This window comes from Bacillus sp. R86525 (assembly GCF_042466195.1).
In the GTDB taxonomy this organism is placed as follows: Bacteria; Bacillota; Bacilli; order Bacillales; family Bacillaceae_G; genus Bacillus_A; species Bacillus_A nitratireducens.
Genome location: NZ_JAXHPX010000006.1, coordinates 34,647 through 54,370, shown reverse-complemented (window position 1 = coordinate 54,370; position 19,724 = coordinate 34,647). Strand labels below are relative to the sequence as shown.

General features: G+C 31.2%; 13 protein-coding genes and 2 pseudogenes. 10 read left to right on the top strand and 5 right to left on the bottom strand.

Translation table 11 applies throughout. From position 1 onward, the window contains the following. Positions 1-102 precede the first annotated feature (102 nt). On the bottom strand, positions 103-1,224 hold the full coding sequence (gene tnpB / locus SJY24_RS01390; protein ID WP_377863473.1) for an IS200/IS605 family element RNA-guided endonuclease TnpB: 1,122 nt from the start codon (positions 1,222-1,224) through the stop codon (positions 103-105). Positions 1,225-1,814: 590 nt separating this feature from the next. On the opposite strand from tnpB (SJY24_RS01390), the gene SJY24_RS01385 reads away from it, so the two are divergent. The 5 genes from SJY24_RS01385 (at position 1,815) to SJY24_RS01365 (ending at position 7,684) form a co-directional block, all read left to right on the top strand. Continuing rightward, positions 1,815-3,818, top strand: coding sequence for a fibronectin type III domain-containing protein (locus SJY24_RS01385; RefSeq protein ID WP_377863472.1), 2,004 nt, complete (start codon positions 1,815-1,817; stop codon positions 3,816-3,818). A gap of 262 nt (positions 3,819-4,080) precedes the next feature. Then, on the top strand, positions 4,081-5,076 hold the full coding sequence (locus SJY24_RS01380) for a DUF4046 domain-containing protein (RefSeq protein ID WP_377863471.1): 996 nt from the start codon (positions 4,081-4,083) through the stop codon (positions 5,074-5,076). Positions 5,077-5,800: 724 nt separating this feature from the next. Then, positions 5,801-6,184 (top strand): GntR family transcriptional regulator, encoded by a 384-nt coding sequence (locus SJY24_RS01375; protein ID WP_377863470.1) that lies wholly within the window; start codon positions 5,801-5,803, stop codon positions 6,182-6,184. Further along, positions 6,181-7,047 carry an ABC transporter ATP-binding protein gene (locus tag SJY24_RS01370; RefSeq protein ID WP_377863469.1) on the top strand — a complete coding sequence of 289 codons (867 nt, stop codon included), beginning with the start codon at positions 6,181-6,183 and terminating at the stop codon, positions 7,045-7,047. Before SJY24_RS01375 ends, SJY24_RS01370 begins: the two co-directional genes overlap by 4 nt. Beyond that, entirely contained in the window at positions 7,037-7,684 is a 648-nt protein-coding gene (locus SJY24_RS01365) for an ABC-2 transporter permease (RefSeq protein ID WP_377863468.1), read from the top strand. Before SJY24_RS01370 ends, SJY24_RS01365 begins: the two co-directional genes overlap by 11 nt. A gap of 1,207 nt (positions 7,685-8,891) precedes the next feature. On the opposite strand, the pseudogene tnpB (SJY24_RS01360) reads toward SJY24_RS01365, so the two are convergent. Further along, positions 8,892-10,013 (bottom strand): annotated as a pseudogene (gene tnpB / locus SJY24_RS01360) (IS200/IS605 family element RNA-guided endonuclease TnpB). A gap of 636 nt (positions 10,014-10,649) precedes the next feature. Here tnpB (SJY24_RS01360) and SJY24_RS01355 point away from each other — a divergent pair. Both SJY24_RS01355 and SJY24_RS01350 read left to right on the top strand, forming a co-directional pair. Next, positions 10,650-11,213, top strand: a complete 564-nt coding sequence (locus tag SJY24_RS01355) for a methyltransferase (RefSeq protein ID WP_377863467.1) — start codon at positions 10,650-10,652, stop codon at positions 11,211-11,213. 746 nt (positions 11,214-11,959) lie between these two features. Beyond that, complete coding sequence (locus SJY24_RS01350; protein WP_377863466.1) at positions 11,960-13,375, top strand: phosphatidylinositol-specific phospholipase C; 1,416 nt, start codon at positions 11,960-11,962, stop codon at positions 13,373-13,375. Between the two features lie 1,348 nt (positions 13,376-14,723). On the opposite strand, the gene SJY24_RS01345 is transcribed toward SJY24_RS01350, so the two are convergent. Both SJY24_RS01345 and SJY24_RS01340 read right to left on the bottom strand, forming a co-directional pair. After that, a complete protein-coding gene (locus tag SJY24_RS01345; protein ID WP_377863465.1) occupies positions 14,724-16,262 on the bottom strand; it encodes a M56 family metallopeptidase in 1,539 nt (512 codons plus the stop codon). A 2-nt stretch (positions 16,263-16,264) separates the two neighbouring features. Beyond that, positions 16,265-16,615 carry a BlaI/MecI/CopY family transcriptional regulator gene (locus SJY24_RS01340; RefSeq protein ID WP_377863628.1) on the bottom strand — a complete coding sequence of 117 codons (351 nt, stop codon included), beginning with the start codon at positions 16,613-16,615 and terminating at the stop codon, positions 16,265-16,267. 762 nt (positions 16,616-17,377) lie between these two features. Between SJY24_RS01340 and SJY24_RS01335 the strand changes: the two genes are divergently transcribed. Together SJY24_RS01335 and SJY24_RS01330 are read left to right on the top strand one after the other, a co-directional pair. Then, a complete protein-coding gene (locus SJY24_RS01335) occupies positions 17,378-17,620 on the top strand; it encodes a hypothetical protein (protein WP_377863464.1) in 243 nt (80 codons plus the stop codon). 392 nt (positions 17,621-18,012) lie between these two features. Further along, a complete protein-coding gene (locus SJY24_RS01330; protein ID WP_377863463.1) occupies positions 18,013-18,285 on the top strand; it encodes an HU family DNA-binding protein in 273 nt (90 codons plus the stop codon). A gap of 153 nt (positions 18,286-18,438) precedes the next feature. On the opposite strand, the pseudogene SJY24_RS01325 reads toward SJY24_RS01330, so the two are convergent. Next, positions 18,439-18,975 (bottom strand): annotated as a pseudogene (locus tag SJY24_RS01325) (ATP-binding cassette domain-containing protein); the annotation flags it as partial. Positions 18,976-19,476: 501 nt separating this feature from the next. Here SJY24_RS01325 and SJY24_RS01320 point away from each other — a divergent pair. Beyond that, entirely contained in the window at positions 19,477-19,707 is a 231-nt protein-coding gene (locus tag SJY24_RS01320) for a helix-turn-helix domain-containing protein (RefSeq protein ID WP_088040802.1), read from the top strand. The last annotated feature ends 17 nt before the right edge of the window (positions 19,708-19,724 follow it).

Here is a 19,724-nt window from a genome sequence, read left to right as displayed (position 1 = left end):
TATGAGAATACTAAAAAGATATAATTATTGAACTACCCCCACTTTCACTTCGTTTAGAAGTGGGGGATTCCTAAGTAAAGAGTTCTATCGAACTCTAATTTATTAGGCTAGCTCCACAGTCCTTGCGGTTAGAAGCCTTATCGCTTCATTCTTTAGATTGATACTTGCGTTAATATCCCTATCACGGTGTGTAAGACAAGAAGGACAGTTCCATTTACGTAAGTTGAGATTTTTAACGTCTTTGTTTTGATATCCACAACAAGAACATAATTGGCTTGAAGCAAATGTTTTTGATACGACAATGACTTGTTTGCCATACCATTTTGCTTTGTATTCCAACATAGTTCGAAACTGTGACCATGATACCTCACTAATTGCTTTTGCTAACTTATGATTCTTTAACATATTCGATACTTGCAAATCTTCTATACCGATAACATCGTGGTTTTTGATGATTTCAGTTGAGATTTTGTCCAAGTAATCTTTTCTAGCATTTACCATGTATTCATGCATTCTAGCTACCCTTACTCGTTGTTTATTCCAGCGAGAAGATTCTTTCCTTCTTCTAGAGAGAACACGCTGTGCTTTCGCCAACTTCTCTTCTATTGATCGGAAAAACTTTGGATTTTTATAGGATGTTCCATCTGACAAAATGGCAAAATTTTTTAGTCTTACATCTATTCCAATGTAAGATTGGGTTTTTGGAAGTTCTTGTACTTCTGTTTCAACTAATAGTGACACAAAATATCTACCAGAAGGGTTCCGTTTAACTGTAGCATTTAAAATACGCCCCTTTACTTCACGACTTTTAGCAAATCGAACAAGACCTAGTTTTGGCAATTTCATTTTGTTTCCTATAACGGCAATGTTTTCATTTGTTTGTTTTGTGGTGTAAGATTGTACGTTGTTTTTCTTAGATTTGAAACGCGGGGCACTGTTTTGTTTTTTGAAAAAGTGTGTATAAGCATCCGCAAGGTTTCGAACAGACGACTGAATCGCAATACTATCCACTTCTTTTAGCCAAACAAACTCTTTCTTCATGGCAGGAAGCTTGGCAGAGCATGTACCATATGTCAAACCTTTTCCTGTTTCTCTGTATGCATTATCCCATAGAGATAGAAAGTGATTGAATACAAAACGAGAACAACCAATCGTTTTATTGATTAGGATCGCTTGTGTTTTATTTGGATAGATACGAAATTTATATGCTTTATTAATCATCATTCATTTCACCTCCATTTCGGTATGCGTCTATTATATAACAAACATACATTCGATAGTTAGTGAAGTAACAATTTATGTATGTCGAACAATTAAGATGGCTTACTGCCATCCCTTGTCCGAAGCCAATTCATCTCCCACCTACTCACTTCGCGTTCCTTGAGGAAAGAGTCTTCTTGGCTAAAATGATAAATTTTTTTAGCCAAACTAGATTATTAGAATCGACACTTTTGTGTACATTTATATTACTTCTAGCTTACTATCAATTCCCACTTTACAAAAATGGTATATATATATATATTTTAATTCGATTTTCTGTAGTTTATGAGAAAAAATATATTGTTTTTGAATAAATATTATTATATTTATCTCTAATTTGTTTCATTTTTTGTAAGTTGTTATCCTACTAAATGAGGGTAATCATCACGTACAAAAATTAGCATTAACTAAAAATATCAAAGACATTCATACTTTTATATCAGTATCCGGAGTTACGGCAATAATTCTTCAAAATATATATTAAAAGAATTTATATAATGCCAAATATAATTTGTTTTTTTGAAATTATAAATTAGAAGTGAGGAGATATTATTATGATTATAAAAAAACGTCCATTTCGTACTCTTGCAAAAACAGCTGCAGCATTAACTATGATAGTTCCTACATCCCAAGCCATTAGCCACCCGTTTGCGTACGCTCAAGAAAATATAGCAAAATCTCAACAACAAGTAGCGCCATTTTGGAATAAAAATAAAGATTATCCAGGTGGATCTTACGTTACATATGAAGGTAAGATTTATCATTCTTTATATTGGGTAAATGCAGGTACATTACCTACCCAACAATTTAGTGGATGGGAATTATATACTGGTTCAGAATATATACCCGACAATAGCGATCCAAATGATTTATTTGGTGAAGGAATAACTTGGCCAACCCATGTTTTTGCACCATATGTAGATAACGGAATGAATCCTCAAAATCTATTAAAATATGCCCAAGAAACAAATACTAGTTTCTTTACGCTTTCGTTTATAGTGGCTGATAAAAATGGAAATCCAGTATGGGGAGGAAGTCATACCCCTATTGGAGATGGTAACTTAGATGATCAAATTAAACAAATTAGAAAAATAGGTGGAGATGTTAAAGTATCTTTTGGTGGAGCAAATGCTGGTAATATCCCTGGATTAGGTGCGGATCTTGCCGCAGCTATTACAGATGTGAATAAATTAAAAGATGCTTATAAAAGTGTAATTAACACATTACATTTAACACACATGGATTTTGATATTGAAGGAGTCTTAGTCGCTCACCCAGAATCTATCGAAAGAAGATCAAAAGCAATTGCGTTATTACAAAAGGAATTAAAAGCCGAGGGTAAAGATGTAAAGATTGGATATACCTTACCAGTAATGCCTTATGGTCTAACTAATGATGGAATAAATGTGATCCAAAGCGCTATAAAACATGATGTAGATTTAAATTCTATTAATATTATGACTATGGATTACGGACAACAAAATCAACAAATGGGACAAGCTGCGATAGATGCTATTAATAGCTTGCATGGGCAATTAACCAATTTATATAAAAATACTATTAAAGATTCTGATATTTGGAAAATGATTGCTGTTACACCTATGATAGGAAAGAACGATACTCAAAATGAAACTTTCACATTAAATAATGCAAAAGAATTGTTCCAATTTGCCAAAGAAAAAGGTATTGGGGAAATTAGTATGTGGTCAGTGTATCGTGATAAAAAAGCTACTGAAAGTTGGCAAATCGGTCAGGCAACTGGAGATGCTTCCGGATTACCCGATGTAGACGATGGTGCCTTTTCTAAACTATTTTCTGCTTTTAATAGTAGTACTGAAATTGACGTAATAGCTCCAACAGCTCCTTCTAACCTACGCTCTATTAGTCAAACAACAACAACTGTTGAGTTACAGTGGGAAGCTTCCACAGATAACGTTGGTGTGAAAGAATATGAAGTTTATCGTGATGGAAAAAAAGTAGGAACAACAAAAACAACACGTTATGAAGATACGGGGTTACAAGCCAATACAAAATATAATTTTACAATTAAAGCTGCAGATGCAGCAGGAAATAAGTCAAAAAATAGCAATGAAGTTTCAGTTACAACAAAGGAAGAGAATCCAGAACAAGTAGCTCCAACAGCTCCAACAGGATTACAAGCATCAGAAACTACTACAAACAGTGTTCATTTAATATGGGAAAAATCCATAAGTAATGTTGGTATAAAAGAGTATGAGGTTTATCGTAACGGTACGAAAATAGCTACAAGTCCTTCAACTTACTATACAGATGAAAATTTACTGGCTAGTACAGAATATAGATATATGGTAAAAGCTATAGATACTCAAGGAAAAGTTTCAGTTGCGAGTAATGAAATCAAAATCACAACAAAAGATACCCCATCTTCTGAGTATAAGGCATGGGATTCGTATGCTGCATATAAAAAAGGAGACAGAGTAGAACATCAAGGTAAAATATATGAAGCAGTTCAAAATTATCAAGGATATGGTGATCCAAATTGGATTTTCTCATTAGCTTTATGGAAAGTAATTAAATAAACCGTAATACTATTAAATAAAGGACATCTTTCTTTTCAGATTGATGTCTTTTATGAATTGAAAATAATAATATACAAATCTATTCTTTCATTTACCTGAAACTACATATTTTCTATAGGTAATTCTTATTTTACATTACTATAATTTGATTAAAAATCAGCTTTTTCAAGTTAAGACAGGGTTTATATTTTTCAACAGTATGAATACAAGTCCTAATATAAAATCTTTTTAACTGTATATACAATTAAGAGGAGGTTTTAAGATGCAGACGAACACAAATACTATTGAGGACATCTATCAGGAGATTTTAGATGGAAAAAGGAATAGATTTCCACCCAACACTTGGAAATTAGATAAAAATAATGAGATGGCAAGAAGAGTAACAAAGTATTTAATAATAAAAATTTTGAATTGGAACGAAGAAGAGATAAAACAGAATTGGAATAACAAATTGATTGCAAAGTATCGATTACGTGGCGTATTGAAGCATAAATACAATAATAGTCCATATGCGATGATTAATGATTTATATCCCAATCAATTTAAAGAATGGGAATTTAGAATGACACCGTTAAATTTTTGGACGAAAGAAAAGGCCTTACAATTATTAAAATGGTTTATTGAAGAAGAGGAGAAATTAGCACCACAAAAACTCTTACAAATTTATGGGCAAAAATGGTTAAATGAACATCGACTAAGTGCACCTTTAAGGGTGATTTGGGCTGGAAGCCCTTATGCGATGATTAATGATTTGTATCCAAATCGATTTAAAGAATGGGAATTTACTAAGGCTCCTAATAAATTTTGGACGAAAGAAAAAACATTACAAGCACTGAAATGGACAATTGAAGAAAAAGAAAAATTAAATCTGGATCAATTGAAGAATATATACGAAAATAAATGGTTAGCTCAATCAGGATTGAAAGGAGCCTGTCAATTATATTGGAATGATAGTCCATATGCAATGATTAATGATTTATATCCCAATCAATTTAAAGAATGGGAATTTAAGATGACTCCTAATGGTTTTTGGACGAGAGAAAAAGCGCTAGATGCATTACGGTGGACAATTGAGGAAAAAGAGAAGCTGACAGATAATCAATTATTACAGCAATACACAATGCAGTGGCTTAAAAGTCATAGACTATGGACACCTGTAGTAAGATACTGGAATGGAAGCCCATACGCAATGATTAATGATTTATATCCAAATAAACATATAAAAAGTTCATTCAGAGGATATATAAATAAATCTTAATAGTATTAGACATAACTTAATTAAAATGAAAGCTTAACTTGCTAAACAGCAAACTATATTTTCTTGATGAGAGAAATATTTAATGAATAATTGGCACGATTAATAACAATAGAAGCACAGTTAAAAAATGCTATTTTTTTTGAAAATGAATTTAAGGTTTTAGAGGAGGATATTTATGCAAGCAAAAAAAATTCTATTTATTTTTAAAGTGATTAGCCTACTAGCAATAGTTATCTTATTTCTTCTCTTTTATTTTACACATCAATTATCTTATCTCTATTTGTCAATTCCTTTCATTCTTGAAAGATTCACTAGAATTATTTTAAAAAACAATAAAAAAACAAAGTTTTATAGATGAACTTGATAAACAAGCTAGCAACTTCAGCAATGAAGCAATAGCTTGTTTTCATCTATCCTTAACCCCTATTTTTATTTTTACATATTTACTACTCCTTTTCATATGTCTCACAAGTCATTAATATAACCCCACCATTTAAGATTCTCTCCCCCAGTATCTAAAACTTAGGATTTTAGCATTTTTTAATATAAAAAGTAAGAAATTTATATGAGGGTTTCGTTATAAACTTTTCTAAAATGAAACTTTTGTGAACTTTGTAACAAAATAACTTGTTAAACCATTTTCAATAACTTATAATTTCAACTGTATATGGTGTGTATGGTGTGTATCATACACAGTCACACTTGTCGATGGAGAGGTATTTTAATGAAAATTATTTTAAATAATGCATCAAATCAACCTTTATATCAACAAATAAAGGAACAAATTAAAGATTCTATATTTAATAATGAATTGACGGAAGGTGAACAATTACCATCAATCCGTGTATTGGCTAATGATTTACATGTAAGTATGTTAACTACAAAAAGAGTTTATGCAGAACTAGAATCCGAAGGTTTTATCATTACTAGGGTTGGGAAAGGTACATATGTAGCATCTACAAACTTAGAATTATTAATGGAATCTAAGCGTCATATGGTTGAAGTAAAATTGACAGAGGTGTGTAAAATGGCTCGAAGTATTGGAATCCATAATGAAGAACTCTATTCGATGTTAGATTTAATCTTAAAGGAGGAAAATGAAGAATGAATACAGTATTAGAAGTGAAAAATCTAAACAAAGCTTATGAGAATTTTTCATTAAAAGACGTGACATTTTCACTTAACCAGGACTGTATAACTGGTTTTATTGGTACTAATGGTTCCGGGAAAACTACTACTATTAAAGCTATCCTCGGGCTCGTACTGAAAGATTCAGGTAAAATTAATTTTTTGGAAAAGGATATAGATAAACATGAACGAAAATCTAAAAATAAAATTGGTGTCGTGTTAGACGAAGGGTATTTTTACGATGAATTAACATTAAAAGAAATGAAAAATGTAATCGCCCCTTCCTATACCGAATGGGATGAGCAAGTTTTTTTAAAGTATATTAAACTATTTAATTTAAATCTAGGACAAAAAATTTCTACCCTCTCCAAAGGAATGCGAATGAAATTTGCAGTTGCTCTGGCTTTATCCCACCACGCAGATCTATTAATAATGGATGAACCCACAAGTGGGCTTGATCCATTGGTTCGAAGTGAACTGATAGACATACTTCTAGATTTTATGAAAGAACCAGGAAAGAGTGTCTTTTTTTCTACTCATATTACCTCAGATCTAGATAAAATAGCAGACATGATTATTTTAATAGATAATGGTCAAATTTTAATTGATGAAGAAAAAGATGTACTAGTGGAAACACATGCATTAGTAAAAGGTGATAATCAATTGATTAATAATCAAACAAAAAAACTCTTTTTAAATTTGAGTCAAACTAAATATGGATTTGAAGGGATTACTCATAAAATTGATGATGTGTGTCGGCTTATGCCTGGCGTTTTGATGCAAAGACCAACTATAGAAGATATAATGCTTTCTTATATTGGAGGAAACCACTATGCTTATTAATCTTGTTGTAAAAGACATACTGTTAGTAAAAAAATATTTTTCTATTTTACTCGTTTTTGCAGCCATTGCACCAATCTACCTTTCTACTCAATTACAACTCAACGATGGTGGGCTTATTGGTTTTCTTTTAACAGTAGTTTTTATGGAGCATATTTTGTTTAGTACAATATCCAAGTTCGAAGACCAATACAAAGGAGCAGCTCTACTTTGTGCAACACCATATACTAGAAGTGCCTTTGTAAAAGCAAAATATCTCTTTCTATTGGTAGTTTTTCTTTGTGCCTCAATTATTCAAATGATAACTTCAATTATTATGCCATCTGGTATCGAGAATCTTAGTATAAACGCTCTCGGAATAACATTCCTAGTTGTTAGTATTTTGTTTGGAATACTACTCCCTTTCCAATTTGAATTTGGTTTTGATAAAACGAGAATGATTTCTTTTATTGTTGTCTTTTTGATACCTTTTGTAGCTCCTACTCTTATAAAAGAAATTCAGTTGAGCCATCTGAATTTTACACTCCCTCTTCCATTCCCATCAATTATCATGGTATGGATGCCTTTCCTCATTTCAATAGTTATTAGCATTATATCAATGATAATATCACTGAAGTTATATGCAAAAAAAGATTTATAATTATTTTCAGGGGCATTTTAAAAAATATGTTTTATCGTCTCATACTTGTCAAAGTTACGTCAACGCACAAGATACTTCAGTTCTCAGCGTAGGAACTATAGACAGAACCCGCTAAGATAGCTGGTGGACACATCGGTATTAGCAGGAATCTGCCACTTCAAACATTTCGTTAGAGTGCTAAGTGAGAGTGGTTCAATTAGCGGATAATTATATATTCCTTTTTCTAATTTAATGAAATAGCATCAAAAATCTATTAATCTTTATTTACACACAGTTTTAAAATAAGAATTGACAGTTAATAAATAAGAACCAAAATAAATTATGCAGCATGCACTACTACTAATTCAAATAGGTGTGATGATATTATATATATATTGCTTATTACTGGTATAGTAAATAAACTATGAACAAGTCCGAATATCACAGATGAAATAAAACTAAAGCTAATTTTTTTCGAGATAAACCTTCTTACCTCTTTTTTATGTTTTCTTATAAAAAGTTAGTAGAGTTAATAATAAAAAAATATTTACTTTCTAAATCTATAGTATTGATTTACTTCTCGATTAAAATACATCCCTTGTCAATTAAGGGATGTATTTTAGATATTTATTTGGTAAAAAAGGAAGGATGAATGTTCAATCAACTGACACAACTACTCTTTAGGAAATGTGTTATAATTAATTCTCACCTATCTTTTATTATATTTGTTTTTACATCAACTTAAAGGAAAAAACCAATTCTATTTTAGTTGGTTTTTTCTGTTGTTATTAGAATAAGATTAAGAATCACTTAGTTTATATACAAAGTACTATTCATTTTACAATAATGTACATATACTTGCCGATAGAATTCTACCGTCCCCTTGATAAAATATGAAAAACATAACTAGTTAGGATATCTTTCACAAAAAAGATGGGAACAAAAAGAACTTGTAATATATAATTACAAGTTCTTTTTATCGTAACTTCAATACATTGGAACTATAAACTTGTAAACAACAACAACATCAGAGGAAGGGAATTAATTATCCCTTTAAAATAATTATATTACTAATATTAATTTTTTGAGAGTAAAACCTTGAACATTTCGTTAATTTTTAAAATCTAACCTTGGAATAACTACTTTAATGTTCCTAAACTTGAACTACCCCCACTTCGTTTAGAAGTGGGGGATTCCTAAGTAAAGAGTTCTAACGAACTCTAATTGATTAGGCTAGCTCCACAATCCTTGCGGTTAGAAGCCTTATCGCTTCATTCTTTAGATTGATACTTGCGTTAATATCCCTATCATGGTGTGTAAGACAAGAAGGACAGTCCCATTTACGTAAGTTGAGATTTTTAACGTCTTTGTTTTGATATCCACAACAAGAACATAATTGGCTTGAAGCAAATGTTTTTGATACGACAATGACTTGTTTGCCATACCATTTTGCTTTGTATTCCAACATAGATCGAAACTGTGACCATGATACCTCACTAATTGCTTTTGCTAACTTATAATTCTTTAACATATTCGATACTTGCAAATCTTCTATACCGATAACATCGTGGTTTTTGATGATTTCAGTTGAGATTTTGTCCAAGTAATCTTTTCTAGCATTTACCATGTATTCATGCATTCTAGCTACCTTTACTCGTTGTTTATTCCAGCGAGAAGATCCTTTTGTTCTTTTAGAAAGAACACGCTGTGCTTTTGCCAACTTCTCTTCTAATGACCGAAAAAACTTCGGATTTTTATAGATTGTTCCATCTGACAAAATGGCGAAATTTTTTATTCCCACATCCATTCCAATGTAAGAATTTGTTTTCGGAAGTTCTTGTACTTCTGTTTCAACTAACAAGGACACAAAGTATCTGCCAGAAGGATTCCGTCTAACTGTAGCATTTACAATACGTCCTTTTACTTCGCGACTCTTGGCAAATCGAACAAGACCTAGTTTCGGCAGTTTTATCTTTTTTCCTACAATGGCTATGTTTTCATTTGTTTGTTTTGTGGTGTAAGATTGTACGTTGTTTTTCTTAGATTTGAAACACGGGGCACTAGTTTATTTTTTGAAAAAGCGTGTATAAGCATCCGCAAGGTTGCGAACAGACGACTGAATCGCAATACTATCCACTTCTTTGAGCCAAACAAACTCTTTCTTCATAGCAGGAAGTTTGGCAGAGCATGTACCATATGTCAAACCTTTCCCCGTCTCTTTGTATGCGTTATCCCATAGAGATAGGAAATGATTGAATACAAAACAAGAACAGCCAATTGTTTTATTAATTAGGGTTTCTTGTGTTTTATTTGGATAGATACGAAATTTATATGCTTTATTAATCATCATTCATTTCACCTCCATTTCGGCATGTGTCTATTATACAACAAACGTACATTCGATAGTTAGTGAAGTAATAGTTTATGTATGTCGAACAATTAAAGATGGCTTCCTGCCATCTCTTGTCCGAAGCCAATTCATCTCCCACCTACTCACTTCGCGTTCCTTGAGGAAGTAGTCTTCTTGGCTAAAATGATAAAACTATAATGGCTATGATCTTCAAAATTGGATTTTGCCAGCCACTTTAATATTCTGTATTTATTATTCACATATACATTTATAATTCTATACATAACAATAAAATTGAATAACCTAAAAATAAAAATATATGTGAAATTTTTTTATATTTTTTTGATATTAATAGAATATTTTATGATTATTATTTCATTTTCACTCTAATATTGCCATGTTTGTAGATTGCTATTAGAGATTTCCCTTCTAAAACTTACTTAAAATTGGTTAATATTGAATATATTAACTGAAAATTGAGAAATTAGGTGTGTGTTGATACTATTATGATATAAATTATCTGTCAGTCTAACTTCCATTACGCACAATAATGTTTTTCTATATATGTATAGAAATAATTTATCTGTCAGTAATTTATAGTTTATTATCATACATTAAAAAGGAGGAAGTAAAATTATGAAAAAGAAAATCATTACAGCAACTGCTCTGGCTGCAACATTAGCTACAGGTGCATTACCTACAACATCAGTATTTGCTGCTGAGACAGTTGCTCCTATCCAACAACAGGAATCACAAGTAAGTATTCAACCGTTTGCACAAAACAATCTAGAAACGGCTGTTCAAGCTGCATTAAATGGTCCCGAAGTCAAAAAAATAAAAGTATTTGAGCATGAATTTAATGTAAAAGAAATAGAAGTTGTGGATCGAGGTGCAGCTGGTAAAGATGTATATGGACAAATCTCTCATCATTTAAGCCTCCGTCCAGATGATCAACTTTACTATAAATTCACAAAAAAAGATGGTAAGGTAACGGGATTCGAATTCCATATTGATAGAGGAGGCTGGACACCAATTGTAGCTCCACTTTTATCACTTCTTGCCGCATATAACGGAATTCCTGTTAATCCAAATGATTTAAATTCACTTGGTCAACAACTTGGAAGAGTTATTGATGGAAGTTGGGAACATGCAGGACAATCTATTGCCACTGCAGTTAGTTTAAGCTTTAATGAGAAATAAACTTATAGGCTTTATTTAACCTTACAGAGAAGTATCATTTATACATTCGCCTAAGACTATATACTATATAACAAATGTATCTCTAACTTTAATGCATTAATACGAGTGAGAATCTCCCCAAAAGTTTTTTAATCTCAGATATGGGATTCATATAATTTTGCCATATAATTTCTTAACAAATAAAAATCTGCATTGATTAAAATTAATAATTATGCAAATCTTACCAATTTCAATAATTCATTGCACTTCGAAAAACAGAAGTCTAGTTTAAGACTTCTGTTTTCTTTGTATATAGTAGATTTAAATTGTATGTCTTATAAAGTACATGAAAAATGATAAAATACTTTGTCATTATTTCACATGTGAATCATTTCATTTTACTAAACCTGCACATGATTATTTTGACCTTCCCCCTGTATGATTGCATTTCTAAATTTATGTTTCCAGTGCACGATGACTTTTCAGTAAATCCAAATGAGAATATCCCTCTCGAAATCTTAAAGCCAACACAATATTTTAAGGGAAATGACAATAGTAACTGATGATAGCTAACATATTACTTATTTGACTTACTTTCTTTTTAACTTTACAAACCTTTTAGTACCTATTGAAAATTTGGTTCTATTTATACAAATAACATTTTTTAATTGATAAAGTCTATTATTCCTATACTAGACTTTATATATATGGTAAAAGATCTCAAGTTTTAGTATAAGACCAATCTGTTTAAAATCAGGAGAGATATAATGAAGAAAATAACGATGAAAAAACACTTAAAATTCGGGATTCTTATTTGTTTTACACTAGCGAGTTTATGTTCAACTTCAATAGTATTTGCTGATAGACACCCAGGTTATTCCTATGAGTCCGATTTAGGTTATCGAAATCCAGCCTGGATGTCAAAATTAGAAGATACAAAAAGAATAAGCGAATTATCTATTCCAGGTACTCATGGTTCAATGGCTTTACATGGAGCAAGTTTTATTGATGAGGATTTGACAAGAAATCAAACAATGCCCCTGTCTCAGCAGTTCAATGCAGGGATACGTTATGTAGACATGCGTGTGAAACGTGTGAAAAATTCTTTTGCCATGCAGCATGGTATTGTAAATCAAAAAGCAATGTTTGAAGATGTATTAAAAGAAACAATCCAATTTTTAAGAGACAACCCTCAAGAAACAATTTTAATGCGCTTAAAAGAGGAAACTGATCCAGAGAACGGCTCACAAACATTCGAGGAGATATTTAAAAGTTATAAAGAGCGTAATGTGCCCTATTTTTGGGACCCTAATTCTGTGCCATTTTCAGAAAGAAATAACCCTAAGTTAGGAGATATCCGCGGAAAAATTGTAATACTACAAAACTTCGCAGCATCTCAAGAATACGGTATTAATTACGAATCATTAAATATCCAAGATAATTTTGAAGTTAGCGCTGGACCGGATGGAATGTATGAAAAATGGAATGCAGTAAAAAATCACCTTCTAAATGCAAATAAAGACTCTAACAATAGTAATATCTATCTCAACCATTTTAGTGGTACGGGTGGCGCTGCAGCATTATGGAATAATTATTATCCTTGGTTTGTAGCAAGTGGAAAGGAAAATCGGGATACCGGTAGTAACCCACAGTTAATTCAAAGAAACACAACAAATGAATGGAAAGACTTCCCTCGTGATACAAATGGTCAAGTATTTTATGGTGGAATGAATACAATGGGGACTGATTTCATACAACATGGTGGGCTAAAACATTCTGGTATCATCGCAGCAGATTTTCCTGGGCCAGGTTTAATAGATAGTATTATTAAATTAAATGGGGTAAACGTTAATGAAAAAGAAATATTAATTTCCCAAATCTCTTCTGACTCTAAGCCGTTGCCTGGAGAAAAGAACCGATCCAGCCAAAACTTTAGTATAAATAATTTACCCTCAGGAACACTGGGGTTAAAATGGATTATTGAACCTAGCGAGGGAGAGACTTCTACCAGTATCTCTTTCAATATTATGGTCGATGTTTTTCTGGGTCTAGATCGTATTAGTTGGAGCAAACTTTCGAATGAGTCTAGGACTGCAGCAGATACGAATTCTAAATACTATATAGCAAATCCAAATGGTGCAAATCAGCAATTTACAGTAAAAATATATGCTATCACCAATTAATTTTTTGAAAGGTTACTTTATCTCTCAGTCAGCTTAAGCAGTTCAATTACCTTATGTATCAAAAGAACAATCTCTCCAAGTATGCTATATTAAAGGCAACAAAGAATCCAGCGAACTTGAAAAAATTTTATGTTACATATCTTTAGGATAATAAAATAATATAATAAAAAAGAATCTAGAAATGCCACTAGATTCTTTTTTATTTTTGGAAACAATTCATATTAAGATAAAAATGCTTTTATTTTATAAAAATAGTCGAAATAAAAACTAATAAACCGCTGACTGCCCAAAAAATAAAAGTACTATAACTAAATTTTCATTCCATTTTGGTAATTGAGTCATGTCACCTTTCTTGATCTCGTTCCCCGTTACTTTCATATCAGTACATAATCATATCACCTTTCTGTATATATAATTTACTTATAGCAAAGGCGTTCTTTCTTGATTTCAAATAACTACTTATGACCAACGAGCAGTAACTATTATATCTTAATGATCCTTATAGCATAGAAAAACTGACAGTAAAACACATTCTGTTTTCCAGAAATAACGCTGTAAAATCAATAAGTAATGGTGAATTCTCCTATTCTTTCTCACAACTAAAAGACTGTTATAATAATCATTACAATAACTACCTATAAACTCCATATATACTACAGATTATGTTTGTATGATACATATATCAATAGAAAGGGATGATATATGTTGCTGACAATTTATATAATATACCTGTTTTTATCAATTGCTATCATGCTATTCTTATTTACAAGCACACTCGGTTAATTTTATTGATTATATCAGGCTCGCTTCTTTTCATCAAAAAAACAAAAAGGAACAATAGAAAAGGCATTTGAAATCCACTCTTTAACCAATTTCCATAATATTTCATTACTTAGTATTCAATTGAAAATAATAGTTGATTAAGGTTTAATAACTGCTTACAACACAATTAAAGGCTAAGCTCATCACCACGGATTATAACTGTAAAAGCATGTATGACAACATTTCACTTCCAATTATTAATAAACATAATAGGGTACAGAAAAACATCCTTTTAGTATAAAATTCTATGAGGTATCTAACAAATGAAGGTAGAACCTGCCTTACTACGCCCATCAAGCCAAATTTTGGTGTTCTATGAACTTTTGCCTACAGAATTATTATTTTGATATGCTTGCCAAATAATTCTTGATGGATAAATATATCTCACCGAAATTTTTTAGCAAACAAATGAAACTCATTTTTAAATAAAAACGCCATCCTTTCTATAGATTTCTATAAAAAGAATGACGCTTTCTATTAATTATAAGCATAAATTCATCTTAGATTGTTGGTAATATAACTAGACTTATTCCCATGCAGCAAATGCTACATAATCTTCTTTACCATATTTGTTTTTATATTCATCTGCGTGAATTATATCAACTTCTCCAACATGGTCTGGCTGAAATCCTGTTCCATCTCCATTATCAATATGTTTCACTAGAGAAACTAACATAAGCCCCGTAACTTCAGATTCTTTAGAAGTTTGCTTCAATGGAAGACCTTTAGATTTAAGATATTGCTTTTGTTTCTCGGTAAGTTTAAGTACTGCTGCTTCTGAAATATCTGTGTTCTTTTTACTTTGCTCAAGCTTGTCCATCTCTGATTGTTTTGCGGCTTCTTCTGCCTTACTCTTTTCAAGCTTATCCATTTCTAATTGTTTTGCGACTTCTTCTGCCTTACTTTTTTCAAGATTATTCATTTCTTCTGGTTTAGCGGCTTGTTCAATTTTATTTTTTGTAGCCTTTGATTCACTCTTAAGCTCCTCAGCACTTGCATTCATTAAAGAAAAAGTAGATATACCTAATACAGCTGTCAATCCTAAAGCTGACCAACGATACGATTTTTTATTGAATTTTTTAATCATAACAATTCTCCTTTTTAATGCTTTTTTATTTTTACTTAGATTTGCTAAACTAGGCATTTGATAATAATTTGAATAGTGTTCTAGTAATGTAATAATTGTATGCCCATATTCGATTTTTTCTTCCGAATCAATAAAGGTAAGAGCCAATGCATCACATGCAATTTCTTGATCTTCGCGCATTGAATAATAGGCATACCAAAGGATTGGATTAAACCAATTTAGTATAAGCAAATGATGCATAAGCCAATTAACCCCAACATCTTTACGTTTAAAATGAGCTAATTCATGATAGAAAATAAACCGTAGCTGATTATCATTTAATCGTTGTATATGCTGTTCACATAATAATATTCTAGGTTTTATAAATCCAAGGAGTGTCGGACTAGCAATCTTGCCGGCTAATTGCAAAGGAATATCCTCTTTTATAGACATCGTTTCTTTACAACCTTCGAAAATATTTAAAATTCTTTCATCTGTTATAATTGGTTGCTTTTGTATGTATAAATATAAACGTCTATTTGCAATTAGTGTTAAAGTCCCTAAACAAAAAACACCTAGCATCCATACATATAAACAGATTTCATACATTGATATGTGTTTGGCACCCTGTTCTTTTTCTTTGGAACCCGATTCAACTGGTGATTTATTGTAATCACTTGAATTAACAGCATACTTCGCAGGTTCATTCATCACTTTTAAACCAGAAACATTCGCTTCCTTCTGAATTAGAGAAGTAGAAGCTACATATCCATGTGAAAGTATGGAGTATAGGCTATAAGAACTATCCGGTGACCAAGGTAAAAGTAATCTTACAATCAGAATTAACCACAGTGCGTAATGCCATCTTGCCGTTAATTGATTCCTTAGTAGAACTTTGATACATAAGATAAAACCTACCAATATACTGGCCATAATAGTAGTTTCTAACAGCCACTCAAAAAAAGTAGAGAGATACGTCTGTATTAACACATTTATCATAATTATGATCCCTCTTTTTGATTACTTTTATCATCTAGAATACGTTTGAGCTCATCGATCTCTTTTGAAGATAGCTTTTCATCTTGTAAAAAATTAACAAGCAACGGTTTCAAAGCAGCACCGTAAAAACGCTTAATAAAAGATTTAGTTTCTATTTGTAAATATTCATCTTGTGAGATTAAAGGACCATACATGTACGTTCTTCCTATTTTCTGCTGAGAAAAAACAACTTGTTTTTGAACTAACCTATTGATTAATGTTCTAACTGTTTTTGGATTCCAATCCATTTGTCCTTCAAGAGCTTGAATTACTTCATTTGCCGTTTGTGGAGATTTTGACCAAAGGACTTTCATTACTTCTAACTCAGCTTCAGATATCTTAGGTATTTTTTTCACGTTTCCAATTTCCTCCTCCCTATGATTACAAATGTAATCCTAAAGTCGATACTACATTTGTAATCTTAAATTTGCAACCCCTATTTTAATATTGGAATAAATAACTTAAAATAGGCATATCATTAAATAAATACAAGACTACAAATGTAATCTTATATTTAGATTACATTTGTAGTCTCGATTTGTCAATCTCATTTAATATCCCCCTAATACAACATCTCCATATGTTTTAAATAAATCATTATACTTTAATTAGTTATGTATATTCTTCCCTTTTTCTTTGCAAGGTAACCTGTTCTAGCTAGTTGGATAAAAATATGGCGACACCCGTTCGCCATCAAGCTAATAAAACTTAGATAGCCCTAAATCAAAAAATGGGAGTAAGCCAGTTTTATATATCAATCCAAAGTTCTTTTCATACAAGAAAACAAATATTTCTTCCCCATATTAATGAGAAATTTCTATTATTATCAATCAAACCGAAATTAGGGGAATTTAGTTTTTAAAAAAGCGTTCTTCTTTTTCTAAAAAGCTAAATTATTAAATTTTAAAAAATATATATCTTTTGGTTCACTCCTACATATAAAACAATTAACCCTTTTGCCTAATACCTACAAATTTGTTACACAAAACTGAGCTCCATAAAAATTTGAATTTAAAAACACCAAGGAATACAATGAATATTATATATACTCTATTTCTTAGAAAGAAGGATTGAACATGAAAACCAAAGTAGCTAAATCAATCGAAAATTTGCAAGTGAAAACATTTGAAATGATGACAAATTCTGTTTCTTTAAAATCTATTTTGCGTGGAACTGGTATTACTTTTGTAATTATTTTTGGATCATCTTTGGTTAACAATTCTTCTTTATTTTCATTAAATTCTTTGATGGTAATATTGGGTTTCTTTTTAATCTTTATGCCATATATTTTTAATATTCCTGAGAAGTCTAATATTTGATTTAATTCCCGATATTTTATCATTGATTTTTAAATTTTAAGCACACAAAACAAGAAATTCGCACACTTTTAATTAAAAGGTGCGAATTTTTTCGTTTGGTTCTATTTCCCCTTAAATTTATGGTTATAAGGTACTATTTCGATTAATTAATTTTTATTTCTAGTTTATAAATTTGCAAATGGGTAGCCTGTATCTTCTCTACAATACAATTCCCTTTATTTAACTATTTATATAGTATAGATTTTAAAGTAAAAATACCTAACCCCCCTTTACAAAACTGTAAGAGTATCTTCAACTTTTTGATATTATATTTATATAGAATTTGCCCCTTTCTTGAAAACATACTATACTATAAAATTAAATTAACAAATATTATTTAATGGAGGTTCATAATGAATAAAACAGAACTAATTAACCAAGTATCCGAGAAAACATCACTTACTAAAAAAGATGCTACCGCATCTGTACAAGCTGTCCTAGATCAAATTACACAATCTCTTCAAAAAGAGGAATCTGTACAGTTAATTGGATTTGGTACATTTGAAGTACGTGAGCGTTCTGCACGTACTGGGCGCAATCCCCAAACAGGCGAAGAAATGCATATCCCAGGAGGAAAAGTACCTGCATTTAAAGCTGGGAAAGCTTTAAAAGAGGCTGTTAAATAAGGATTAAATTACCTATCTAAAAAGGAATGGAGATTTTTATCTCCATTCCTTTTTAGATTAATCATATATTTTTTCCGGAAAATAATTAACTAGTTTTTTATCATTTTCACGATTTCCATACCCTTCAAACTCTTCTAATCATAGAATTTATTTTTAGATGCTAGGCGTATCTTTTACTGCTAATTTTTTCTTACTTAAATAAACAGCTCGATCCGACTTTTTTGCAACTTCCTGTGAATACGTAACAACAATTACACATTTATCTTCTTGATGTGCGAGCTCCTGGAACAATTCAATAATTTCATTTGCTGTTTCTTCATCAAGGTTTCCTGTCGGCTCATCCGCAATCAGTAAATCCACATTGCAAGATAGCGCTCGAGCAATTGCTACACGCTGTTGTTGCCCGCCACTTAGTTGCAAGGCGTTTCGTTTCGCTTCTACTTCTGTGAGCCCTACCTTCTCTAATAATTCTAATGCTCTTGCTTTTTTATTCTGTACCTTCACACCTGTAATTTCCATTGCCGTTAGTACATTTTGAAGAGCAGTCATATAGGTTATCAAATTATAAGATTGGAAAATTACGGATACATTTTGATTACGGTATCGATCCAAACCAATTTTTCGAATATCCTTACCCTTATACAGTACATAACCATTTTTAGGTATATCTAGCCCACACGGTAAGCACAAATAAAAACCACCGAAAAGTGGCTAAATTTTTAAACGTCCTTTGTTTGATCCGTTAATTTCATATTTTTTGTTAATATTTCCTTTCATCATCTCTAAAACAGAGCTATATGCTTAGTGCCAAGGTCGAACAAACTATATAAATGGATGGTCCATTCTACTCATTCGCCATATTGTGCATCATAATCTATAAAATACGTATCTATAAATTAAAGATCTAAAAAAGAAAAAATCTGAAGATCCTTCTGACGTAAGGAGTTTCAGATTTTTTTATTTTAGTAATACCCTTTGCAACAAGTTGCCATTAGAAATTAGTGTATCAGCAACTTGTAGCTATTACTATGAATGCTAGATTCCTCAAAATTATTCCATATTTTTTCATTTTACTTATATTATTCTATGCTTTGTTCTAGAGTATAATTCCATATTTATGGACAAAAGTTTAAATTTATGGAATATTGTACAAGCTATTTATACGCTATTCTTAATTAGGAGGGATTCTTTATGTTTGGCCTAGGAAAAAAAAGAACTCCATTTGGTGTGTATTTAGATCACAGAGGAATTAAACAACAATGGCTAGTACAAAAAACTGGATTAAGTAAATCTCTGATAAGTGATTTAGCAAATAAAAAGGATCGTATTCCCACTTTAACATCTGCAACTAAGATCATTAGAATACTACAAAAATCTGATAGACATATTGATTATCAAGATTTTTGGAATATTGATATTTAAAACCTCTAGAAGGTGCT